Genomic DNA, 23359 nt, shown 5'->3' on the forward strand with positions numbered 1-23359 from the left:
GGTTCGACGTAGGGCCTGTGACCGCGCAGTCCGGAAACCTCATGGGAGAGCTCACATGGATCTGTTCGTCCTCATCGCGATCGCCGTAGCCGTCGGGGTGATCCTCGTGATCGCCCTGATCGGGTTCCTCGTGTTCCGCGCCTGGTACCAGGTGCCGAAAGCCGACGAGGCCATCGTCATCGTCGGAAAGAAGGCGCGCGACAGCACCGAGGGCGAAGCCAACAAGATGACCGTGATCAGCGGTCGCGGTGCGTTCGTGAACAAGCTCACGCAGCGCTCCGACAAGGTGTCGCTGCGTTCGCGGCAGATCAAGTTCGAGCCGACCGCCCAGACCATCAACGGCGTCACGATCGATCTGACCGGCGTCGCACTCGTCAAGATCGGGTCGACACCCGAGCAGGTGCGCCGTGCCGCGGAGCGGTTCGCGTCGCAGGACGAGGCCATCGTGCTCTTCACCACCGAGCAGCTCGAGGGCGCCCTGCGAGGAGTGGTCGCGAAGCTCACGGTGGAACAGGTCATGCAGGACCGGCAGAAGCTCAGCGACGAGATCGCCGAGGGCATCTCGGGCGACCTGCTCTCACAGGGTCTCGTGCTGGATTCCTTCGCCATCCAGGGCATCACCGACAAGAACAACTACATCTCCGCGCTCGGCGCCGTCGAAGTGCAGCGCGTGCGACGTCAGGCGGACGTCGCCGAGATCGACGCCCTCCGCGAAGTGAAGAAGCGGCAGCTCGCCGCCGACGAGGCGAACCTCATCGAGCAGACCGCGCTCGACAAGAACAGCGCCGCCGCGAAGTCCGAGGTCGGTCGCGCCAACGCCCAGGCCGAGCAGGCCGAGAACCTCGCCCGCGCGGAGGCCGAGCAGGGCGTTCTCCTCCAGGAGGCGAACAACACGCAGGCCCGCCTCGACGCCGAGGTGAAGAAGGTCGCCGACGCCGACAAGTACCGCCAGCAGATCGAGGCGGACGCCGGCGCCTACCAGCAGCAGACGGCGGCGGACGCCGAGGCGTACAAGCGCCAGAAGAACGCCGAGGCGGACCGCAAGGTCGCACAGGAGCGCGCGGACGCCGAGGCGTACGCGGTCAACGCCCAGGCACAGGCCCGCGAAGCGTCGGCGTCCGCAGAGGCCGCCGCGGTGCGCGTGCAGGCGGAAGCCGATGCGGCGGCGGTCCGGGTGCGCGCGGACGCGGAATCCGAGTCGGTGCGCCTTCGAGGCACCGCGGCGGCCGATGCCATCGCGGCCGAGGCGGAGGCGCTGCGACAGAATCAGGACGCGATCCTGGCCAGGGAGATCATCGGTCAGCTGCCGCAGCTCATGGCCGAGTTCGCCAAGGGCTACGAGAAGGTCGGCAACATCACGCTGATCGGCGGCGACAGCGCGGCCACCCACCTCGCGCGCGAACAGTCCGCGAGCCTGACGGCGACGTTCGAGAGTGTGAAGGCCGCCAGCGGACTCGACCTGGGCGCCATCATCCAGGGCCAGGCTCTGGGGCGCGGGATCGCCGAAGGCCGGCGTCCTGCTCCCGCAGGGGCCGAGGAGACCCCGGCCGCGAACCGCGGCGGCGACTCCGCGTCCGCCTGAGCGGTCACCCCCGTCTGCCGGCCGGCGGGGCATCCGGCCGCTCTGCCCGCTCCGCTATGACAGCACGTCGCGCGTCGTGAACCGCAGCACCGCGGCCGCGCCGAAGACCGCGATGTACGCCGCCTGCAATCCGGCGTTGCCGACGAACGAGTCCCAGACCACGGGTGCGCGCAACAGGTCGCCGAAATCGAGCCATCGATCGGTGAACAGGAACGGATGCAGCGCCGAGAGCTGCGGGATCGCCCCGGCGATCTGCGACGCCACGGCGAGGATGGCGGTCGCGGCCATCGCACCGACCGGCACCGTGGTGAGCGTCGAGAGGAAGAGACCGATCGCCGAAAGACCCAGGAGAGATACGGTGACGTACGCGGCGATGCCCAAGAACCGCAGCAGCCCCTCTCCCACCGACACCTCCGTCCCGGAGACGAGCGTCACCGGTCCGATCGGGAACAGGGCCCACCCCACGACCGTGCCGGCGATGACCAGGGTGAGCGATGCGGCGAGGCAGAAGGCCGCGGCGGCGAGGTACTTCACCAGCAGCAGCCGCACACGACCTGCCGGCGCGATCAGCAGATAGCGCAGGGTGCCGTGGCTCGCCTCACCGGCGATCGCGTCTCCCGCGGTCACGCTGATGGTGAGAGGGAGGAACAGCGGGATCGCGACGGTCGTGGCGGCGACGCCGACGAACAGCCCGTTGTTCGTGATCTGGTCGAGGAACGCCGGGCCGCGCCCTGCGCTCGTGCCCCCCGCAATCCGCAGCGCCACGCCGAGGAGGATCGGGATGAGCGCGAGCGCTCCGAGCATGGCCCACGTGCGCGACCTCCGGAAGAGCGTCGCGAGTTCGTTGCCCAGGAGCCTCGTCGTTCCGCCCGAACGCGTGCGGAGAGGTTCAGGCGACGACATCGAAGCCCTCACCGGTGAGTTCCACGAAGCGCTGTTCGAGGCTGACACCCTCGAGCGCGAAGCCGCGCACGCGGACCCCGGCCGACACCAGGGCAGCGACGACCGCCTCCGGCTCGGGGGCCGCGGTCGGGTCCACGATGGTGGCGAGGACCGTATCGAGATCGGATGCCGCGTGCTCGGAGGTCACGTCGAGCCCGAGCCCGACCAGCACGGCATGGGCGGTGGCGAGGTCCGGTGTCTGCACGCGGATGCGCGGTCGTCCCCCTGCCTGTCGGAACTGCTCGAGCGTGCCCTGCGCGACGAGGGAGCCCGCGCTCATGACGGCGAGGTGCGTGCACAGCTGCTCGACTTCGGCCAGGAGATGGCTGGAGACGAACACGGTGGTGCCGTCGGCGGCCAGCGAGCGCACCAGGGCTCGCACCTCTCGCGTGCCCTGCGGGTCGAGTCCGTTGGTGGGCTCGTCCAGGATCAGGAGCTCGCGCGGCGCGAGCAGGGCGTTCGCCAGGCCCAGTCGCTGCTTCATCCCGAGCGAGTACGCATGCGCCTTCTTGTGCGACGCCGAGGTCAGCCCGACCCGGTCGAGGGCATCGGCGACGCGGCGGTCGCGCGTCGAGGCATCCGCATGGCGGTCGGCGGCATCGAGGCGCTTCAGGTTCGCAACGCCCGAGAGGTAGGGCGAGAAGGCGGGGCCCTCCACCAGTGCCCCGACGCGGGGCAGTACGCGATCCAGCGCGCGGGGCATCGCCGACCCGAGGAGTCGAGCTTCTCCGGACGTGGGCCGCACCAGCCCCAGGAGCATCCGGATGGTGGTGGTCTTCCCCGAGCCGTTGGGACCGAGGAAGCCGAACACCGAGCCGCGCGGAACACGAAGATCGATGCCCGCGACGGCGGTCTGGCGGCGGAATCGCTTCGTCAGACCGTCCGTCTCGATCGCGAACTCGTCGAGCACGGACACCCGCGGTCCGTCAGCGGCCGGAGCCGGCGGCGTCCACGAGACGTTCCACGGGCACCGCTCCCGCGAGGATCCGGCCGTCGTCGGTGATCAGCACCGTCAGCAGTGCGGTCTCGAACGCCCGGCCGCCCGTCACCGGGGTGGTCACGGTGTCGACGAGCTGCCGCTGTTCGGCGCTCAGCCGGTCGAGCGCACTGCCGTCTGCCGGAGCTCCGACTTCGATGACGGTCGACCAGTCGTCGCCGATGACGGTGGGTGCCGCGGCATCCGCTGTCCCGCCTTCGGCCTCCGCATCCGCGCGCCATCGCTCGACCTGAACGGCCGTGGGCAGCGTGATCTCCTTCTCCGTCACCGTGAGCTGGGCGCTCGGCGTGAACGAGAGGTCGGCAGGATCCGGTGCCGCGAAGGACACATCGGTGAAGGCCACCTGGAACGCAGGCTGGTCGGCGCCCCGGGCGGTGACGGATGCCGCGAGTGCTGTCCCGTTCTCGCCATCGATCGCGAACCGGACGCTGCCGACCAGGGTGCTGTCGGATCGCGGCGTCAGGACGAGCTCGTACGCATCACGGCCCGCCACCCGCCCGTCGGTTCCCACGGACACATCGGTGCTCTCATCGAGATCGGCGAGCGCTCGCTCGAGCATCGCCTCCGGGGTCGGCAGTTCCGACCCGGCATCGGCGGGGGGCGCGGGCTTCTCGAGCGCCGCGCGGTCGGGCAGCGACACGCGCGTGGCCGTCTGCGACTCCGAGTCGACGAACCACCCGGTGGCCGCGTCGGCGTCCACGTAGATGTTGCGCTCGGCGAGATCATCCAGCACCTGCAGACGCGCACGGTCCTGATCGAGGTAGACACGTGCCGAGTACGAACCGGTGGCCAGTGCGAGGAGATCCTCGGTCGTCGTCGCCTCGCTCGTCGGCGCCTCGGACGATCCGCTCCCGCCCAGGAGGGCGGACAGATCGGGGATACCCAGATCGGAGGTCTGCTCAAGGGTGCCGCTGAGCTGGTCGACGTGCTCCGATTGGACGAACGCCAGGAGTTCCTGAGGGGTCTTGTCGGGAAGATCGACGGCGCCGACGGCCTGCATCGGCACCAGGATCACGGCGGCTATGGCGACGGGGACGGCGACAGCAGGAATCGCGATGAAGAGGCGACGACCGGGGCGCCCAGATGTTCGTGGGCTCATCTTCACATCGTACGCTCACGGGGCGATCTCCGGGCGGGAGCCGTGCGCGTCCCGCCCGACGGCTCGCGAGGTCGAGCTCCGTTCGTCAGGTCATCAGGCCGAGCTTCGCGGCCTCGCCGGCGAGGGCCACGAAGAACACGATGTAGAGGGTGACGCTGAAGACGACGGGCGCGATGACACCGACCGCGATCGCGGCGATACCGTACCCGCGTCCGCGGCGCTTGACCGTCGCGAAGATGCCCTGCACGATCCCCCAGATGCCGAGCGCGGTACCCACCCAGAACGCGACCTCGACCAGGAGGACGGAACCGCGAACGGATGACAGGATGCTCCAGTCCCACGAGCTCGATGACATCGTCGACGTGAGCTGCGGTGCGACACCTGCTCCGATGTCGGCGGTGGCGATCGCACCGACGACGGTGCACAGCACGAGGGCCGCCGTCGCCGCGATCAGGGCGACGATGCCCAGCGTGGCGGAACCGGCAGGGGTCGGTTCGGGACGGAAAGCACCGCCGCTCGGTGCGCTGTAGGGCGCGGCAAACGCCGGTGCACCGGGGTTCTGTGCGGCGTAGCCGGGTGCCGCGTAGCCGGGTGCGGCGTAGCCCGGTGCCGCGTAGCCCGGTGCCGAGGAGACGGGTGCCGCGTAGCCCGGTTCCGCGTAGCCCGGTGCTGCATAGCCGGGTGCCGCGGGTGCACTGTACGCGGGAGTACCGTGCGGGTGACCTGCGGGCGGCGTCGGCGGGACGGAGGGCGGAGCCGGCGGCGTGGGAGGCATCGGCGGTGCGGTCGAGGCCGGCGGAGGGGAGGGGACGGCGGGATCCTGGTCGCTCACTCCGCCATCCTACGAGTCGGGTGTCCCAGACTCGCCGTAGACTCGTCCGGTGACAGTTCCCGGGATCGTCCGCGCCCTCGAGCGCGCGGAATCGTTCGCGGATGCCGCATCCGCAGCTCCCATCGATGCGGAGTTCTCCCTCGCCGAGGGGCTGGACGCCCCGCTCCTCGCTGCTCTCGTGGAACGGCGCCGGTCCGCCGGCCGCGGCGGCGTTCTGCTGGTCGTGACGCCGACGGGTCGTCGCGCCGAGTCCCTCGGCCCGGCGCTGGCGGCCGTGCTGCCGGGCGCGAGCTCGATCCACTTCCCCGCGTGGGAGACCCTCCCGCACGAACGGCTCAGCCCGAGCACCGAGACGGTCGGGCAGCGACTGGACGCCCTTCGGCGCGTCGCCGAGTGGGACGGCGACGCGCCGCTCGTGATCACCGCGTCCGTGCGCGCCGCCCTTCAGCCGCTCGCCGGCGGTCTGCTGGATCTGCCGCCCATCGTCCTCACGATGGGCGGACGGGGCGAAGAGCTCGAGGGCGTCATCGAGCGACTCGTCGAGCTCGCCTACCTGCGCGTCGACATGGTGTCGCGCCGCGGCGAGTTCGCCGTGCGCGGCGGCATCCTCGACGTCTTCCCCGCCGTCGCCGACCACCCCTACCGCATCGAGTTCTTCGGAGACGAGGTCGATCAGATCCGGGCGTTCTCGGTCGCCGATCAGCGCTCGCTGTCCGGCGATGTGCCGACCGTGCACATCTCGCCGAGTCGCGAGCTGCTGCTGACGGCGTCGGTGCGCGAACGCGCGCGCGAGCTGATTCCCCGGTTCCCCGGCATCCGGGGCATGCTCGAGAAGATGAGCGAGGGCATCCCCGTGGAGGGGATGGAGTCGCTGACGCCGGCCGTGGTCGACGAGGTCGTCACCCTGGTGGACTATCTGCCGCGGGGTTCCGCCGTCGCGCTCGTCGATCCTGAGCGATCCGTGACCCGCGCGCGGACGCTCAGCGACACGAACCGCGAATTCCTCGAAGCCGCGTGGAACGCGGCGACGGCGGGAGCGCAGACGCCGGTCGACCTGGGAGCGGGCGACTTCGTGACGCTCCCTCGACTGCGGGAGGCCGCGCATTCCCGCGACGGCGTCTGGTGGACGCTCAGCGCCTTCGACTCCGGCGCCGCCGACAGCCTGGCCGAGGGACTGCTCGATCCCGACATCGACGTCGCCCTCGAAGCCGCGCGCGTGATCCGCGTGCCGGGAACCAGCGTGCCGTCGTTCCAGGGCAACATCGACGGCGCGACCGCGCACGTCGGCGAGCTCCTCGCCGACGGCTGGAGCGTCGTCGTCGCCGCCTCGGGCACCGGCCTCGTGGAGCGAGCGCGCGACGTCCTCGCCGAGCGCGGCATCGCCGCACGGATGGTCGACGCCGTGCTCGTCCCCCCGGAGCCCGGAGTGGCGCACATCGTCGTGAGCGACCTCGAGCGCGGATTCGAGGTGCGCGACGCCAAGCTCGCCGTGCTCACCGAGACGGAGTTCTACGGGCGCACGATCGGCAGCGACTCGCGCGTGGTGAAGAAGCTCGCGTCACGGCGGCGCAACGTCGTGGACCCGCTGCAGCTCAAGCCCGGCGATTTCGTCGTGCACTCCACGCACGGCATCGGTCGGTTCGTCGAGATGACGCAGCGCGAAGTGTCCAGCGGCGGGCGAAACGCCGTGAAGACCGTGCGAGAGTACCTGGCCCTCGAATACGCGCCCTCCAAGCGGGGCTACCCCGGCGACAAGCTCTTCGTCCCCACCGACCAGCTCGACCTCCTCTCGCGCTACGTGGGCGGCGAGGCGCCCGTGCTGTCGAAGATGGGCGGCAGCGATTGGGCGCAGGCGAAGGGCCGGGCGCGCAAGGCCGTCCGGGACATCGCCGTCGAGCTCGTGAAGCTCTACTCCGCACGGATGGCGTCGAAGGGGCACGCCTTCGGACCCGACACCCCCTGGCAGCGCGAGTTGGAGGAGGCCTTCCCGTTCGCCGAGACCCTCGACCAGCTCCAGACGATCGACGAGATCAAGGCCGACATGGAGAAGCCGATCCCGATGGATCGACTGCTGTCGGGGGATGTGGGCTTCGGCAAGACCGAGGTGGCGGTGCGCGCCGCGTTCAAGGCGATCCAGGACGGCAAGCAGGTGGCGATGCTGGTGCCGACGACCCTCCTCGTCAAGCAGCACATCGAGACGTTCACCGAGCGCTTCGCCGGATTCCCGGTGAAGGTCAAGGCCCTCTCGCGCTTCCAGAGTGACAAAGAAGCACGTGAGACGCTCGCCGGCATCACCGACGGCACGGTCGACATGGTCATCGGCACGCACCGCATCCTCACCGAAGGGGTGATCTTCAAGGATCTCGGGCTGATGATCATCGACGAGGAGCAGCGCTTCGGCGTCGAGCACAAGGACAAGCTGAAGAAGCTCAAGACGAACGTCGACATCCTCGCGATGAGCGCCACCCCGATCCCGCGGACGCTCGAGATGGCCGTCACCGGCATCCGGGAGATGTCGACGCTCGCGACGCCGCCCGAAGACCGGCATCCGATTCTGTCGTACGTCGGCCCGCGCAACGAGAAGCAGATCGCCGCAGCCATCCGCCGCGAGCTGCTCCGCGAGGGACAGGTGTTCTACGTGCACAACCGGGTGCAGTCGATCCAGCGGGTCGCCGCCGAGCTCGCCGAGCTCGTGCCCGAAGCCCGTGTGGCGGTCGCCCACGGGCAGATGGGCGAGCACGCCCTCGAGAACGTGGTCGACGACTTCTGGGAGCGCCGGGCCGATGTGCTCGTGTCGACGACCATCATCGAGACCGGCCTCGACATCGCGAACGCGAACACGATCATCATCGATCGCGCGGACAAGTACGGACTGTCGCAGTTGCACCAGCTGCGGGGCCGGGTCGGACGTGCACGCGAGCGCGCGTACGCGTACTTCCTCTACGACGACATGAAGCCGCTCTCCGAGCTCGCCGCCGACCGGCTCGAGACGATCGCGGTGAACAACGAACTGGGCAGCGGGATGCAGGTCGCGCTCAAAGACCTCGAGATCCGCGGGGCGGGCAACCTGCTCGGCGCAGAACAGGCCGGGCACATCGCCGGTGTCGGGTTCGATCTGTATCTGCGCATGATCGGCGAAGCCGTGGCCACGTTCCGCGGCGAGGACACCGATTCCGCGGCGGAGCTGCGCCTCGAACTACCGGTCGACGCCCGCATCCCGGAGTCGTACATCGACAGCGAGCGGCTGCGCCTCGAGGCCTACCAGAAGCTGTCGGCCGCGGCATCCGCCACCGCCAAGCCGGATGCCCTCGATCTCGTCGTCGAAGAGCTGCGAGACCGGTACGGCGACCTTCCGCGTGAAGTCGAAGGCCTCCTCGCCGTGGCCCGCCTCCGCCGGCGTGCGGCTCGCGCGGGTCTCGAGGACGTCGTGGCGATGGGCCCCAACCTGCGTATCGCTCCGGCCAATCTGCCCGACTCGCTCAAGGTGCGGCTGCAGCGACTGCACCCGAAGGCCAAGCTGGTCGCCAGTGGCGAGGCACTCGTCATCCCGCTGCCGACGGCCGGCGGCGAACGTCTGGAGGATGCCGCGCTGATCGCGTGGGTGGCACAGCTCCTGGATCAGTTGTTCCCCGACCCGAAGCCCGAAGGCGGCACGGCCGACCCGTCTTCCGCGCCTGCCACCGCTCCGAGCACGCAGTGAGCGACGTGCCCGGCGATCTGCGTCCGAGGCTGAGCACACGGGCCTTCAACGCCATCGACATCGCGGCCACGGCGCTCTTCGGCATCGAGGGGGCCGCGGCCGCGGCGCATGCCGGTCTCGACCTGCTCGGCGTGGTCGTCGTCGGCTTCATCGTCGCGCTGATGGGCGGCATCATCCGCGACGTGCTCCTCGGAGACCTGCCGCCCGCGGCGCTGCGCACGCCGAGCCGCATCGCGACCGCCTTGGTCGCGGCGGTCGCGACCTTCGTGCTCGTCGGGGTGATCGACGTCATCCCTCCGCTGCTGCTGTCGACGCTGGATGCCGCGGGCCTGGCTCTCTTCGCGGTCACCGGGGCGCAGAAGGCCTATGAGCACGGCTCGAATCTGTGGGTGATCTCGATCCTGGGTACCGTCGCGGCCACCGGGGGAGGAGTCGTCCGAGACGTCATCCTCGATCGCACGCCGTACGTGCTGTCCGAGAGCATCTACGGGACCGCGGCGCTCGCAGGTGCCGTCGTCACCGGCGTCCTGCTCGTCGTGACGCGCCGCCCCCGGCTGGCGCTGTGGGTCGGGTTCGGGGTGGCGTTCGCCCTCCGGATGGGGGCGGTGGCGTTCGGGTGGGCGCTTCCTCGGCTCACCTGACCTGCGTGCTATGTTGCCCGGATGACCACGCCACCGAGCGGATCAGCCGACGTCTCCGCGTCGACCGAGCAGGGTCACCGACGGTGGACGAGGGCGGCCGCCCTCCTCGTGCCGGCGATCTGGCTCGCGATCAGCGGCACTTCCCACCCGCCCAGTTGCGTGAACGCGGCCTGAGGCTCCGGCACCGCGTGGCGCCGGAATCGCCCGCACGAAAGGATCGGCCATGCTGTACGAGCACCTCGGGGCAACGCCTCGCATCCACGCCGATGCGGTCATCTCCCCGACGGCGGTCATCAGCGGAGATGTGACGATCGGCGCCGACACGCAGGTTCTGCACGGCGCCGTCATCACCGCCGAGGGCGGTGCCATCACGATCGGCGCGAACTCGATCGTGATGGAGAACGCGCTCGTCCGCTCGACGTCCGCGAACTCCGTGCGCGTCGGTGATCACACCCTGGTCGGGCCGATGGCGAGCGTGTCGGGCGCGACGATCGGAGACGAGGTCTTCCTCGCCACCGGAACGCGGGTCTTCAACGGCGCGCGGATCGGCGAGCGGAGCGAGGTGCGCATCAACGCGGTCGTGCACCTGCGCACCCACCTGGCTCCGGAGACCGTCGTGCCGATCGGATGGGTCGCGGTCGGCGACCCCGTGCAGATCCTGCCGCCGGATGCCGCGGACGAGATCTGGAAGGCTCAGCGTGACCTCGACTTCCCCGGCTACGTGTTCGGACTCGATCGCGAGACACCCGACCTCATGGTGCAGTTGACCGAGCGGTACGGCCGCAGCCTGGCGCGCCACGCTGATGACCGTCGCGTGGATTGACCGACCGGGCGCGCGAGCGAAGGCGGAACGCTCAACTCCAGTGCGCCCCGCAGTCGCGGCATCCGAACTCCAGTCCCTCGACATGCGACGCGACGTGCTCATGGAGCTCATCGCGCCTGTCGAATCCGACCGTGAACCACTGCGGCTCGACGGCGCGCACGTCGAGCGACCCGCACTCCGCGCACACTTCGGCCGTGACGGCGTGCCCCGGGTGCGCGACGGCGCTCATCGTCTGTGGCGTGACCTGCTGATCCATGGCGCCCACGGTAGCCTCGCGCCGCCTCGACGGGCCGGAGACGCGCGGGGTCACCCGGTGTTCTGCAGGCCTGCGGCCACTCCGCTCACCGACAGCAGCAGGAGACGCTGCTGCTCCGGGTCGGGCGTCGTCTGCTCGGCGGGGGCGTCACGAAGAGCCTTCAACGCGCGCAGCTGCAGCAGCGACAGCGCGTCGACGTAGGGGCTGCGCATCTTGACGGCACGCTGCAGGATGGCCTTGTTCTGCAGGAGATCGCCGCCGCCCGTGATGCGGATCACCCAGGTGCGGGTCAGCTCCATCTCGTCCATCACCAGGTCCGCGAGGTCGTCCCGGTCGCCGAGGTCCAGGTAGCGGCGCGCGATGCGCGCATCGGCCTTCGCCAGGCTCATGGCGACGTTGTCGATCATCGTACGGAAGAGGGGCCAGTCGCTGTAGGCGCGGGTGAGTCGCTCGACGTCGCCGACGGACTCCAGCGCCGTGCCGAGACCGAACCAGCCGGCGAGGTTGATGCGCGCCTGCGTCCACGCGAAGACCCAGGGGATCGCTCGCAGGTCTTCGAGGGACTCGACCGACAGCCCTCGGCGTGCGGGACGGGACCCGAGCGCCAGCAGGCCGACCTCCTCCATGGGGGTGACGCGGGCGAACCACGAGGCGAAGCCGGGCGCTTTCACGAGGTCGAAGAAGCGCCGGCGGGATGCCTCGTCCATCGTCGAGGCGACGTCGGCGTAGTCGGCGGCCGCCGTGCTGTTGCGCCTCTCGATCGACGGCGCGGACGCCATGAGCACCGCCGCCGCCACCTGATCGATGTGCCGCATCGCGATGGCGGGGTCACCGTAGCGCGCGAAGATGACTTCGCCCTGCTCCGTGAGCTTGAAGCGCCCGTCGACGGAGTGCGGGGGCTGCGCCAGAACGGCGGAGTTCGCGGGACCGCCGCCGCGCCCGAGCGCTCCGCCGCGCCCGTGGAAGAGCGTGAGCTCGATCGCGTTCTCCTCCGCCCAGGCCGAGATCTCCGCCTGCGCGACGTAGAGTGCGAGGTTCGCAGCGACGGGACCGACATCCTTCGACGAGTCCGAATAGCCGAGCATGACCTCGAGGCGCCGGCCGGTGCTTTCCAGGCGCGCGGCGAACTCCGGGTGCTCGACGATCTCGCGGAGGATCGCCGGGGCCGCCTGCAGGTCGGCGAAGGTCTCGAAGAGGGGGACGACGTCCAGCACGGGGGGCGTGCCGTCGGCGCCCGCGGCGTACGCGGCCAGACGATGCACGTTCGCCAGGTCCTGCGCCGACTGGGTGAACGACACGACGTAGCGTCCGGCCGCGCGTGGACCGAAGCGCTTCTGGATGTACGCGACCGCCCGGAAGACGTCGAGCACCTCCTCGGTGAGCTCGCTGCGTTCTCCGCCGGCATCGAGCTCGGCCAGGACCTTGGCGTGCACGGCGGAGTGCTGCCGCACTTCGAGCTCGGTGAGGTGGAAGCCGAACGTCTGCACCTGCCAGATGAGCTGCTGCAGGTGGCCGTACGCCTGGCGTGCGGCACCCGCCTGCGCGATCGAGGACTGCACGACGGTGAGGTCGGCGAGCAGCTCGTCAGGAACGCCGTAGGCGAGGTCCGCGTCGCGCAGGCGGGTCGCGGCGATCTTGCGTCCGATCAGCAGAAGCACCCGGCGGTGCGGCTCGTTGGGCGACCGCTTGGCGATCTCCGTCGCAGCCTCGTCGTCGGCGGACTTCAGCCGCCGCCAGAGGGCCAGCAGCGCATCGCTCGGGGGAGTGGTGACGGCATCCAGGGTGAGGCCGCGTCCGATGCGGCTCGTCGCCCGCTCCAGGCCCAGCAGCACGTGCTCGCTGGCGATCGCGGCCGCCTTCCGCGTGACGGATGCGGTCACGAAGGGGTTGCCGTCGCGGTCGCCGCCCACCCACGAGCCGATGCGCACAAAGGGCTGCACCACGGGTGGCCGCCAGCCCGCAGCCGGGCCCTGCAGGGCATCGTCGACCCGGCGGTAGACGTGCGGCACCGCGGTGAAGAGGGTCTCGTCGAACACCGCCATGATGGCTCGCACCTCGTCGGTGGGCGAGGGCTTCTCCGAGCGGAGGGGCGCCGTCCGCCAGAGGATGTCGATCTCCTCCAGCATCCTCCGCTCGGCGCGACGTCGATCGGCCCCGCCCTGCAGCGAGCTCTCGTGCTCGTCGAGGAGCTCCGCGAGGCGTCGGATGCTGGAGGACACCGCGCGACGGCGGGCCTCGGTCGGGTGCGCGGTGAAGACCGGGTGGAAGCGCAACCCGCGCAGGCGCTCGAGCGCGGTGTCGTCGCCGACCTCCGCGGCCAGGCGAACGAAGGCGGCGGCGACCGAGTCCGACGCGTTCTCCTTGTCGGGGCGCCCGTCGCGTTCGCGCAGCACGCGGACACGCTGGTGCTCCTCGGTCAGGTTGACGAGGTGGAAGTAGGCGGTGAACGCGCGGGCGACCTCGTCGGCCCGGGCGACCGTGAAGGAGTCGGCGATGTCCGCGGCACGCTCGAACGCCTCGGAGGTCTCATCGGTGTAGGCGTGGATGGTGGCGGTGCGCAGTCTTTCGACGTCGTCGAACAAGCCGGGGGAGCCGCTCTCGCGCAGCACCTGGCCGAGGAGAGAGCCGAGCATGCGCACGTTGGATCTCATCTGCACGGGAATCTCTTGACCGGCCTCGAATCGTCCGACGAGATCGATGGCTTCGGTCTGGGTGAGCTCGCGCATCCCGCAAATCTATCGGGACGGTGTTTCCGAGAAGTGACATCGTGACGCTCGGTAACATGGACGGCGGAGTGCCGGGAAGTCTGGTCGGCGTCGGCGATCGTCGCCGTCTGGATCGGGCGTCATGCCCCGCCGGAAAGGTTCCATGTCCCTGCTGCGCTCCGCACGATTCCCCGCGATACTGCTGCTGCTCGCCGCCGTGGTCGGCCTGGCGGTGGCCAACAGTCCGATCGGTGCGGCCGTCATCGATGTCTCCCACGCCCATCTGGGCGTGCCGGGGTCGATCATCGATCTGTCGCTCGCGCACTGGGTGTCGGATGGCCTGCTGGTGATTTTCTTCTTCGTCGTGTCGGTCGAGCTGCAGTTCGAGCTGACGCGGGGAGAGCTGCGCAGCTTCAGCCGCGCCGTGCAGCCGGCCATCGCCGCGGCGGGCGGGGTGATCGTGCCCATCGCGGCGTACCTCGCGTTCACTGCAGGGACCGATGTGGCCGAAGGCTGGCCGATCCCCACCGCGACCGACATCGCGTTCGCCCTCGGAGTGCTCGCGGTCTTCGGCCGCGGCCTCCCCTCTGCGGTGCGCGTGTTCCTCCTCGCGCTCGCGATCCTCGACGACATCGTCGGCATCGTCTTCATCGCGGTGCTCTTCGCCACGGATGTGAACGTGTGGATGCTGGTGGGAGCGCTTGTGGCGGTCATCGCGTTCGCCGTCCTGAGTCGCAATCTCGACACGCGCGGGCGTCCGCTCGTGATCTCGCTCATGGTTGTGCTCGCCGTCCTCACGTGGGTGCTCGTGCTCGGATCGGGGGTGCACGCGACGATCGCGGGTGTCGTGCTGGGCCTCGCGATGTCGCAGAGCCCGGCGCTGCGCGTGCGACACGCCATCGAGCCGTGGGTGAACGCGATCGTGCTGCCGGTCTTCGCCTTCACCGCGGCGCTGGTCGTGATCCCGTCTCTCGGTATCGGCGAGCTCTCGCCCGCCTTCTGGGGGATCCTGATCGCCCTTCCGGTGGGGAAGATCATCGGCATCGCCGGGGCGGGCTGGCTGGCTCAGCGCTTCGGGAGCGGCGGCCACCCGAAGATCGCCTTCGCCGATCTGCTGGCCGCGGGCGCCCTGGGCGGCATCGGATTCACGGTGTCGCTCCTGCTGGCGAATCTCGCGTTCGCAGATAGCGCGGCCGTGCGCGATGAGGCGATTCTGGGCGTGCTCGGCGGATCCCTCATCTCTCTCGCCCTCGCGGCGGTGCTGGTGTCGTGGCGGGCCCGCCACCATCGCCGCAGCACTCTGCCGACGGATGTGCCGGTGCCGGCATGACGCAGGATCACGAGGACGCGCACGCGGACCGGCGACCGGACGCGTTGCGGGAAGCCGCCGAGACGATGCGCGCGGTGCGCGATCGCTGTGTGTGGACGCAGCAGATCGACCATCGCGAGCTCGTCCCCTACCTGATCGAGGAGAGCAGCGAGCTGGTCGACGCGGTCGAGACGGGCGACCGAGCGGAACTGCGCGAAGAACTGGGCGACCTGCTGTGGCAGGTGCTGTTCCACGCCGAGATCGCCTCCCGCGACGGCGACGACCCGTTCGACATCGACGATGTGGCCCGCGGGCTCACCGAGAAGATGATCCGCCGGCATCCGCACGTCTTCGCCGGAGAGATCGCCGAGACGCCTGATCAGGTGCTCGTCCTGTGGAACGCGGCGAAGGCCGCGGAGAAGCATCAGCGCACGAGTGTGCTCGACGGCGTGTCGACGCACATGCCGTCTCTGGCGCTCGCGCAGAAGATGCTCGGCAAGGCGCGCCAGGTCGACGCGCTGCCCGACGGCGCTCCGCCCGACGCCGTCGCGCCGAACGGAGTCGCGCCGCGCGACGAGGCTGAGCTCGGCGATGCGCTCCTCGCCCTCGTGGCGCAGGCGCGCGCTCGCGGGTGGGACGCCGAGCGGGCGCTCCGCGAGCGTCTGCGCACCCTGGACCGGCAGATCCGTGACGCCGAGGTGGGCTGACCTCGCGCCACCTGGAACAATGGGGACGTGGCATCCGTGAACCCGCCGCGCGGCATGCGCGACTTCCTCCCCGCCGAGAAGGCCCGCCGCGAGCGCGTCCTCGCCGTGATCCGTGAGCGCTATCGGGCGCACGGCTTCGACGAGATCGAGACGCCCGTCCTGGAGGATTACGCCCGGCTGCACTCCGGGCTCGGCGGCGACAACGAGAAGCTCGCCTACAACGTCCTCAAGCGCGGTCTCGACGCCGAGGCGATCCGCGCGGCATCCGACGACACCGCGGCGCTCGCCGACCTCGGCCTGCGGTACGACCTGACCGTGCCCCTCGCCCGGTTCTATGCGACCCACCGCAGCGAGCTGCCCACCGTCTTCCGGGCGATCCAGGCGGCACCGGTGTGGCGGGCCGAGCGGCCGCAGAAGGGGCGCTACCGACAGTTCGTCCAGTGCGACATCGACATCATCGGCGATGCGTCCATCCGCGCCGAGGCCGAACTGATCGTCGCCACCCTGGACGCCGTCGATGCGCTCGGGCTTTCGGATGCGACGGTGCGCATCAACGATCGCCGGGCGCTGGACGCCATGCTCGACGCGTTCGGCTTCACGCGAGACGAACGGCCGAGCGTGCTCATCACGATCGACAAGCTCGACAAGATCGGGCCCGACGGCGTGGTGGCCGAACTCGCGGAGCGGGGCGCGACGACAGCGGCGGTCGAGGCCTTCCGTTCGTTTCTGGTGCGGCCTCAGACGCTCGAGTACACCCCCTACGGCGAGCGACAGATCCGCAAGGCGCTGCCCGACGGCGTTCCCGACGAGGTCATCTCCGATCTGGTCGGCATCGGGGAGGCCGTCGCATCCGCGCGTCCGACCGCGTCCCCCGACGGACCGCCGTTGCGGTTCGATCCGTTCCTCGTCCGCGGGATGGGCTACTACACCGGCACGATCTTCGAACTCGCCCACCCCGATGTCACCTACTCCCTCGGTGGCGGTGGTCGGTACGACGGCATGATCGGACGTTTCCTCGGGGCGGACGTACCGGCGGTGGGATTCTCGATCGGTTTCGAACGCGTGGTCGATCTGCTGCAGAGCACCGAGACGGATGCCGCGGCATCCGTCGTCCTCCTCCACGATGCCGACGTCGCCCTGGGCGATCTGCTCGCGCTCAAGGCGGCGCTGGTGGCGGAGGGCACGCGCGTGCGGCTGGAACGCCGCACGAAGAACGTCAAGGCCGTCCTCGATCGAGCGACCGGCGACGGGTTCACCTCGTTCGCCATGGTCGGCCCCACCACGACGAGGGAGACGCTCGACATCAAGGTGCTCGGCTCGTAGCCTCACCGCGGTCGGGCCCGCCGGGGCGGAGCCACTTCTGCCGCTGCCTCTGCCGCGCCTGAGACCGCGCAAACGGCCGGTCTCTCCGGTCGCGTCCACGGCCGCGTCCAAGGCCGCGCGAACGGTCGCGACATGCCGTGAGGCGCCGCGCTCGGTGATGGGCGCGCGGCGTGTCGCGACCGTTCGCCGGGCACGGGGCGCGCGCCGACCCTTGACCGGTGCGACGGCGCACGTGAGGGTGGAGGCATGGGCGAGCCGATTCCGACACCGGAGGCCTGGCGACGCGTCGACGGCTACCTGACGAACCTCCTGATCGGCAGCGACGAGGCGCTCGAGGCGGCGATCGCGGATCAGCACGCGGCGGGGATGCCCGCCATCGAGGTCGCCCCCGTGCACGGGAAGCTCCTGCACCTGCTCGTGCGCATCAGCGGCGCCCGGCGGGTGCTCGAGGTCGGGACGCTCGGCGCCTACTCGACCATCTGGATGGCGCGCGCCCTCCCCGACGGAGGAAAGGTCGTCACCATCGAGGCCGAACCGCAGAACGCGGAGGTCGCCCGTCGCAATCTGGACCGCGCCGGTGTGGGGGACAGGGTGACGATCCTGACCGGGCGTGCTGCCGACGTCCTGCCCACTCTCGACGGCTCTGAGCCGTTCGATTTCGTCTTCATCGACGCCGACAAGGAGTCGAACACCGTGTATCTCGATTGGGCGGCCCGCCTGGGCCGCCCTGGCACCGTCGTCGTCGTCGACAACATCGGCCGGTCCGGCGAGGTCGCCAACCCGGCCTCGACGGCATCAGGGGTGATCGGCACGCAGCGCGGGCTCGAGATGCTCGGCCGCGATCCCCGGTTCGATGCCACCGCTCTGCAGACGCTCGACCTGAAGGGCTGGGACGGCATCGGTCTCGCGGTCGTGACGGGCGCGTCGATAGACTGACCGACGGACCGACGTCGCTCCATCCGCAACACCTCTTCACCAGCAAGGAGCATTCCTGTGGCACTCATCGAGGCAGTAGGCGCACGCGAGATTCTCGATTCGCGCGGCAACCCGACCGTGGAAGTGGAGGTGCTCCTGGACGACGGAATCGTCCAGCGTGCCGCGGTTCCCTCCGGCGCATCCACCGGCGCCTTCGAAGCGTACGAACTGCGCGACGGCGACAAGTCCCGCTACGGCGGAAAAGGCGTCCTGAAGGCGGTCGCGGCCGTCATCGACGAGCTCGGACCCGCCCTCGAGGGTGTCGAGGCCAGCGAGCAGCGCATCGTCGACCAGATCCTGATCGAGACCGACGGCACCGAGAACAAGTCGCGTTCGGGCGCGAACGCCATCCTCGGAGTGAGCCTCGCCGTCGCCAAGGCGGCGGCCGACAGCGCCGACCTCCCCCTCTTCCGCTACCTCGGTGGCCCGAACGCGCACGTCCTGCCCGTCCCGCTCTTCAACGTCATCAACGGCGGATCCCACGCCGACAACGGCATCGACATGCAGGAGTTCTTCCTCGCGCCGATCGGCGCGTCGAGCTTCTCCGAGGCCCTCCAGTGGGGTGCGCAGACCTACCACGTGCTGCACAGCGAGCTGAAGGCCGCGGGCTACGCGACCGGACTGGGCGACGAGGGCGGCTTCGCCCCCGATCTCCCGAGCAACCGCGAGGGTCTCGACTTCCTGGTCAAGGCGATCGAGAAGGCCGGTTTCACCCCCGGCACCCAGATTGCGCTCGGGCTCGACGTCGCCGCCACCGAGTTCTTCGACAACGGCACGTACCGCTTCGAGGGCAAGGACTGGTCGGCGGACGAGCTGACCGACTACTACGTCGACCTCGTCGACGCGTTCCCGATCGTCACGATCGAGGACGCGCTGGCCGAGGATGACTGGGACGCGTGGAAGACGCTCACGGAGAAGCTCGGCACGAAGACGCAGCTGGTCGGGGACGACCTGTTCGTCACCAACCCGGTGCGGCTCAAGAAGGGCATCGAGCTCGGCGTCGCGAACTCCCTGCTCGTCAAGGTCAACCAGATCGGCACGCTCTCCGAGACGCTCGATGCCGTCGACATGGCGACTCGCGCCGGATACACGTCGATGTTCTCGCACCGTTCGGGCGAGACCGAGGACACCACGATCGCCGACCTCGTGGTCGCCACCAACTCGGGTCAGATCAAGAGCGGCGCGCCCGCTCGCAGCGAGCGCGTCGCGAAATACAATCAACTTCTGCGTATCGAGGAAGAGCTGGGCGACGCGGCGGAGTTCATCGGCCGCGCGGCTTTCCCGAGGTACAAGGGCTAGGCGCGTAACGCGCACATCGTAAGGAGGGGGAGCCGTGGCAGCCAAGACGGCTCCCCCTTCTGGCGCCCGCGCCGGCGCGACGTCCCGGCGCACGCGCGACCCGGCGGCCAGGCGCTCGGTGGACGTGCGCGAGTGGCTCGGCGGAATCCGCCTGTCCGGCTTCATGGTGATCATGATGGGCCTCGTGGTGCTCGCCGCCTTCGTGCTCGTGCCCACGATCGGCACCTATGTCGATCAGCGGCAGCAGATCGCCGCGATGGAAGAGGCGGTGACGCTCACGACGGACCAGGTCGCCGACCTCGAGGCGCAACGCGACCGCTCGCGTGACCCCGCGTACATCACCACACAGGCGCGGGAGCGGCTGTACTACACCAAGCCCGGCGAAGTCTTCTACCTCGTGATCGACGATCTCACTGCGGCGCAGGCTCCACAGGAGCAGGCGGATGTCAGCGCCGACGTGGCGCAGACCCCCACTGATTGGATGATGCAGCTCGTCCGGTCGGTGACCGAGGCGGGCCTCGCCCAGAGCGCGACCACGCCGACGATCGGTGTGCCCGATCCGGCACCCTCGAGCGGGCCGACGCCCTGAGGGGCCGCACCTCCGCAGCCCCGCGTCGATTCACTCGGCCCCGGTAATCTGGAAGGGTGACCACCCCGCCGTTTCCGCCCGTGACCGACGATGACCTCGCCGTGCTGCGCGCTCAACTGGGACGGCCCGCGCGGGGCGTGATCGGCATCGCCGCCCGCTGCGTGTGCGGGAACCCGACGGTGGTGGCGACCTCCCCACGTCTGCCGGACGGCACCCCGTTCCCCACGTTCTACTACCTCACGCACCCGGCCGCGACCTCGGCGATGTCCACTCTCGAAGCCGAGCACGTGATGACCGATCTCACGGCCCTCCTGTCCGACGACGCCGACGTCGCGGCCGAGTACCGCAGCGCACATGAGGCGTACCTCCGCGACCGGGCGGGGTACGGCGATGTGGCGGAGATCGCCGGTATCTCGGCGGGCGGCATGCCGACGCGGGTCAAGTGTCTGCATGCCCTCGCCGGCCATGCGCTGGCGGCAGGTCCCGGCGTGAATACGATCGGTGACCGCGCTCTGGAGCTGTCGTCGTGGTCGCCCACCCGGTGCGTCTGCGCCGTCCCCGGGGGACCCGGATGACGCATCGGGTCGCCGCGGCCCTGGTTCTCGCGGCCGTCCTCGGTGTCGCCTCCCTGCCCGGAGCCGCAGTCGCGTCATCGCCGGGCGCGCCGGCATCGCCGAGCACGCCGTCGCCGACTGCGGCGTCGGATGCGATCGAAGCGGCAGCCGCTCCGCAGCCCACTCCCGCGCCCACACCGCGCGCCGATCCGACCAGGGCCGCCGAGTACTGGCTGGACGACTACGGCATCCGCAAGGCATGGGAGACGACCAAGGGTGTCGGCGTCCGGATCGCCATCATCGACACGGGCATCGGCAAGGGGCCGGTCGAGTTCGCCGGGGCCGTCGTCGACGGCACGGACGTCTCGGGCGCCGGCACACCGGACGGTCGGACACCCGTGGGCGTGATCGACGCCAACCACGGCAGCTGGGTGGGGTCTCTGGCGGCCGCGCGCGGCACCGGGGCGGATACCGGGATGATCGGCGTGGCGCCCGAGGCCGAACTGCTGTCGATCTCCGTCGGCTTCGGCACGTCGGCGAACGTGTCGTTCGTCGACCAGGTCGCCGAGGCCGTGCGGTGGTCGGTCGACAACGGCGCGGACGTGATCAACCTGTCCTTCACCACCAACACGCCCGATTGGGACGAAAGCTGGGACGGCGCATTCGAGTACGCCTTCGACCAGGACGTGGTCATCGTGGTGGCAGCCGGCAACCGCGGCAGCGGCACCACCAAGGTGGGCGCGCCGGCGACCATCCCCGGGGTGCTCACGGTGGCGGGCGTGGATCCGCAGGGGCGAGCCAGCGTCGAGGCGTCCACCCAGGGCATCACGATCGGGGTATCGGCTCCGAGCGAGAATCTGCTGGGGGTGTCCCCGGACGGACAGGTCGTGCAATGGAGCGGCACGAGCGGGGCTGCGCCCATCGTGGCCGGCATCGCCGCGCTGGTGAGGTCGGCGCACCCCGAGCTCAACGCCGCGAGTGTCATCAACCGCATCATCCGCACCGCCCGTCCGGCCGCGCAGGCGGTCTCGGTGCCGGGACCGCTGTACGGGTACGGACTGGTGGATGCTGCGGCCGCCGTCACCTCGAGCATCGCGCCCGTCTCGGTCAATCCGATGGGGAGCCTTGCCGACTGGATCACGCTGTACCGACGGGCGGCGGTGGAACCCGCGCCCGCGCCGACCGCCGAAGTGACGATTCCGCCGTTGCCGCGCGCGGACGAGCCGAGCCGTCAGACGAATCCGCTGCTGCCCACCGGCGATACGCTTCTCTACGGCAGTCTTCCGCTGATCGGCGTGACCCTCAGCGGTATACTGGTGGCGCTCGGCGTCACCGCAGCTGTCCGACGCATCCGATCGTCGCGCGCCTCCCGTGCGTCGAGCAGTTGATCCGCTAGGAGACCCCCCATCGTGAGCAGCACCGTCAGCACATCCGTGCCCAAGATTCTCGTGGTCGGTGGTGGCTACGCCGGTTTCTACACCGCATGGAAGCTCGAGAAGCAGCTGCGGAAGGGCGAAGCCGAGGTCACGATCGTCGACCCGCTTCCCTACATGACCTACCAGCCCTTTCTGCCCGAGGTCGCCGCCGGTTCGATCGAGGCCCGCCACGCCGTCGTCGCGACCCGTCGTCACCTCAAGCGCACCCGCGTGCTGGCGGCCAAGGTCACCAACATCGACCACGCCCACAAGACCGCGACCATCACGCCCAACGAGGGCGAGCCGTGGCAGGAGCAGTACGACCAGATCGTCGTCACCGCCGGCGCCGTGTCGCGCACCTTCCCGATCCCCGGGATCGCCGACAACGCCATCGGCCTCAAAACCATCGAAGAGGCCGTCGCGATCCGCGACCGCCTGATGTCGAACTTCGATCGCGCCACGACGATCCCCCCGGGGCCGGAGCGCGACCGCCTGCTGACGGTCGTCGTGGTCGGTGGTGGGTTCGCCGGTATCGAGGTGTTCGCCGAGCTGCGCAATTTCGCTTCCGCGCTGTTGAAGAAGTACCCCGAGCTGAGCTTCGATGACACCCACTTCCACCTCATCGAGGCGATGGGCCGCATCATGCCCGAGGTCTCGCTCCCGACGAGCGAATGGGTGCTGAAGGACCTCGCGAAGCGTGGCGCGAACGTGCACCTCGACACCCAGCTCACGAGTGCCGTCGACGGCATCGTCGAGTTGTCCACCGGTGAAAGCATCCCCACCGACCTCATCGTCTGGACCGCGGGTGTCATGGCGAACCCGACGGTCGTCCGCGGCGGCGACCTGCCGGTCGAGGAGCGCGGACGCATCCGCGCTCGCGCCGACCTCCGCGTGGGAACGCCCGAGGAGTTCGTCGAGGGTGCCTGGGCGGCCGGCGACGTCGCCGCGGTGCCCGACCTCACGGGCGGCGGCGTCGGCGGGTTCTGCGTTCCGAACGCGCAGCACGCCGTGCGCCAGGCGAAGCTGATGGCCAAGAACGTCACGGCCGTCCTGCGTGGCGAGGTGCCGAAGGACTACTACCACAAGAACCTCGGCGCGGTCGCCGGCCTGGGCCTGTACAACGGGGTGTTCCAGTCGGGCAAGATCGCCCTCAAGGGATTCATCGCCTGGCTCGCGCACCGCGGGTACCACGGCCTCGCCATGCCGTCGTGGGAGCGCAAGTTCCGCGTGGTGTGGGGCTGGTGGAACAACCTGTGGCTGGGCCGCGACCTGGTGAACCTCGAGACCGTGCAGAACCCCCGCTACGTGTTCGAGGAGTTCGCCGCCCGTCCGCGTCCGCCGCAGCCGGTCGAGGCCGCTCCGGCTGCTCCGGCGTCGCCCAAGGTGCCGTCTCCGGCGGAGACTGCCGAGCAGCCCGAGCCGTCGAGGGCCGCCGCTGCGACGTGACGGCGCGCGGAGTCGGGAAGGGCGTCGCCCCCGTAGCCCAATGGCAGAGGCAGGCGACTTAAAATCGCTTCAGTCCGGGTTCGAGTCCCGGCGGGGGCACCACCGTCCGGCTGCCCGGGCGTCGTGCGTCCAGCACGTAGGCTGATGCGCATGTGTGCTGTCGCA

General features: G+C 70.1%; 20 protein-coding genes and 1 tRNA gene. 15 read left to right on the forward strand and 6 right to left on the reverse strand.

The window, feature by feature from the left end; translation table 11 throughout:
- Positions 1-55: 55 nt before the first annotated feature.
- Complete coding sequence (locus ACFM35_RS03255) at positions 56-1582, forward strand: SPFH domain-containing protein (RefSeq protein WP_378838262.1); 1527 nt, start codon at positions 56-58, stop codon at positions 1580-1582.
- Between the two features lie 54 nt (positions 1583-1636).
- On the opposite strand, the gene ACFM35_RS03260 is transcribed toward ACFM35_RS03255, so the two are convergent.
- The 4 genes from ACFM35_RS03260 to ACFM35_RS03275 all read right to left on the reverse strand — a co-directional run bounded on the left by ACFM35_RS03260 (position 1637) and on the right by ACFM35_RS03275 (position 5452).
- Positions 1637-2485 carry an ABC transporter permease gene (locus tag ACFM35_RS03260; RefSeq protein ID WP_378838265.1) on the reverse strand — a complete coding sequence of 283 codons (849 nt, stop codon included), beginning with the start codon at positions 2483-2485 and terminating at the stop codon, positions 1637-1639.
- Positions 2472-3440 carry an ABC transporter ATP-binding protein gene (locus tag ACFM35_RS03265; RefSeq protein WP_378838267.1) on the reverse strand — a complete coding sequence of 323 codons (969 nt, stop codon included), beginning with the start codon at positions 3438-3440 and terminating at the stop codon, positions 2472-2474. The genes ACFM35_RS03260 and ACFM35_RS03265 overlap by 14 nt, the downstream gene beginning before the upstream one ends.
- A 10-nt stretch (positions 3441-3450) precedes the next feature.
- Entirely contained in the window at positions 3451-4620 is a 1170-nt protein-coding gene (locus tag ACFM35_RS03270) for a LolA family protein (RefSeq protein ID WP_378838270.1), read from the reverse strand.
- Positions 4621-4705: 85 nt separating this feature from the next.
- Complete coding sequence (locus tag ACFM35_RS03275) at positions 4706-5452, reverse strand: hypothetical protein (protein WP_378838272.1); 747 nt, start codon at positions 5450-5452, stop codon at positions 4706-4708.
- 49 nt (positions 5453-5501) lie between these two features.
- On the opposite strand from ACFM35_RS03275, the gene mfd reads away from it, so the two are divergent.
- The 4 genes from mfd to ACFM35_RS03295 are packed head-to-tail and all read left to right on the forward strand — an operon-like array spanning position 5502 to position 10616.
- Positions 5502-9152, forward strand: coding sequence for a transcription-repair coupling factor (gene mfd / locus ACFM35_RS03280; protein WP_378838274.1), 3651 nt, complete (start codon positions 5502-5504; stop codon positions 9150-9152).
- Positions 9149-9793: a trimeric intracellular cation channel family protein gene (locus ACFM35_RS03285; protein WP_378838276.1), complete on the forward strand. Its 645-nt coding sequence runs from the start codon at positions 9149-9151 to the stop codon at positions 9791-9793. Before mfd ends, ACFM35_RS03285 begins: the two co-directional genes overlap by 4 nt.
- A gap of 21 nt (positions 9794-9814) precedes the next feature.
- The gene (locus tag ACFM35_RS03290; RefSeq protein ID WP_378838278.1) at positions 9815-9967 is read left to right on the forward strand and encodes a hypothetical protein; all 153 of its coding nucleotides are present in this window, start codon (positions 9815-9817) and stop codon (positions 9965-9967) included.
- A gap of 49 nt (positions 9968-10016) precedes the next feature.
- Positions 10017-10616, forward strand: coding sequence for a gamma carbonic anhydrase family protein (locus ACFM35_RS03295; RefSeq protein ID WP_378838280.1), 600 nt, complete (start codon positions 10017-10019; stop codon positions 10614-10616).
- 31 nt (positions 10617-10647) lie between these two features.
- On the opposite strand, the gene ACFM35_RS03300 is transcribed toward ACFM35_RS03295, so the two are convergent.
- Together ACFM35_RS03300 and ACFM35_RS03305 are read right to left on the reverse strand one after the other, a co-directional pair.
- Positions 10648-10872 carry a hypothetical protein gene (locus tag ACFM35_RS03300; protein ID WP_378838282.1) on the reverse strand — a complete coding sequence of 75 codons (225 nt, stop codon included), beginning with the start codon at positions 10870-10872 and terminating at the stop codon, positions 10648-10650.
- A 50-nt stretch (positions 10873-10922) separates the two neighbouring features.
- A complete protein-coding gene (locus tag ACFM35_RS03305) occupies positions 10923-13598 on the reverse strand; it encodes a phosphoenolpyruvate carboxylase (RefSeq protein ID WP_378838285.1) in 2676 nt (891 codons plus the stop codon).
- A 142-nt stretch (positions 13599-13740) separates the two neighbouring features.
- Between ACFM35_RS03305 and nhaA the strand changes: the two genes are divergently transcribed.
- The 10 genes from nhaA (at position 13741) to ACFM35_RS03355 (ending at position 23296) form a co-directional block, all read left to right on the forward strand.
- On the forward strand, positions 13741-14907 hold the full coding sequence (gene nhaA / locus ACFM35_RS03310; RefSeq protein WP_378838288.1) for a Na+/H+ antiporter NhaA: 1167 nt from the start codon (positions 13741-13743) through the stop codon (positions 14905-14907).
- Positions 14904-15593, forward strand: coding sequence for a nucleoside triphosphate pyrophosphohydrolase (locus ACFM35_RS03315; RefSeq protein WP_378838290.1), 690 nt, complete (start codon positions 14904-14906; stop codon positions 15591-15593). The genes nhaA and ACFM35_RS03315 overlap by 4 nt, the downstream gene beginning before the upstream one ends.
- A gap of 54 nt (positions 15594-15647) precedes the next feature.
- Positions 15648-16916, forward strand: coding sequence for a histidine--tRNA ligase (hisS, locus tag ACFM35_RS03320; protein ID WP_378838645.1), 1269 nt, complete (start codon positions 15648-15650; stop codon positions 16914-16916).
- A 246-nt stretch (positions 16917-17162) separates the two neighbouring features.
- The gene (locus tag ACFM35_RS03325; protein WP_378838292.1) at positions 17163-17852 is read left to right on the forward strand and encodes an O-methyltransferase; all 690 of its coding nucleotides are present in this window, start codon (positions 17163-17165) and stop codon (positions 17850-17852) included.
- A gap of 57 nt (positions 17853-17909) precedes the next feature.
- Positions 17910-19190 carry a phosphopyruvate hydratase gene (eno, locus tag ACFM35_RS03330; RefSeq protein WP_378838295.1) on the forward strand — a complete coding sequence of 427 codons (1281 nt, stop codon included), beginning with the start codon at positions 17910-17912 and terminating at the stop codon, positions 19188-19190.
- A 34-nt stretch (positions 19191-19224) separates the two neighbouring features.
- Complete coding sequence (locus ACFM35_RS03335; RefSeq protein WP_378838297.1) at positions 19225-19779, forward strand: FtsB family cell division protein; 555 nt, start codon at positions 19225-19227, stop codon at positions 19777-19779.
- 56 nt (positions 19780-19835) lie between these two features.
- Entirely contained in the window at positions 19836-20354 is a 519-nt protein-coding gene (locus ACFM35_RS03340; protein WP_378838299.1) for a DUF501 domain-containing protein, read from the forward strand.
- On the forward strand, positions 20351-21721 hold the full coding sequence (locus tag ACFM35_RS03345) for a S8 family serine peptidase (RefSeq protein WP_378838302.1): 1371 nt from the start codon (positions 20351-20353) through the stop codon (positions 21719-21721). Before ACFM35_RS03340 ends, ACFM35_RS03345 begins: the two co-directional genes overlap by 4 nt.
- A 45-nt stretch (positions 21722-21766) precedes the next feature.
- The gene (locus tag ACFM35_RS03350; RefSeq protein WP_378838648.1) at positions 21767-23194 is read left to right on the forward strand and encodes an NAD(P)/FAD-dependent oxidoreductase; all 1428 of its coding nucleotides are present in this window, start codon (positions 21767-21769) and stop codon (positions 23192-23194) included.
- Between the two features lie 26 nt (positions 23195-23220).
- Positions 23221-23296, forward strand: a tRNA-Leu gene (locus ACFM35_RS03355).
- The last annotated feature ends 63 nt before the right edge of the window (positions 23297-23359 follow it).

It is taken from the genome of Microbacterium songi (assembly GCF_042747925.1).
GTDB lineage: Bacteria > Actinomycetota > Actinomycetes > Actinomycetales > Microbacteriaceae > Microbacterium.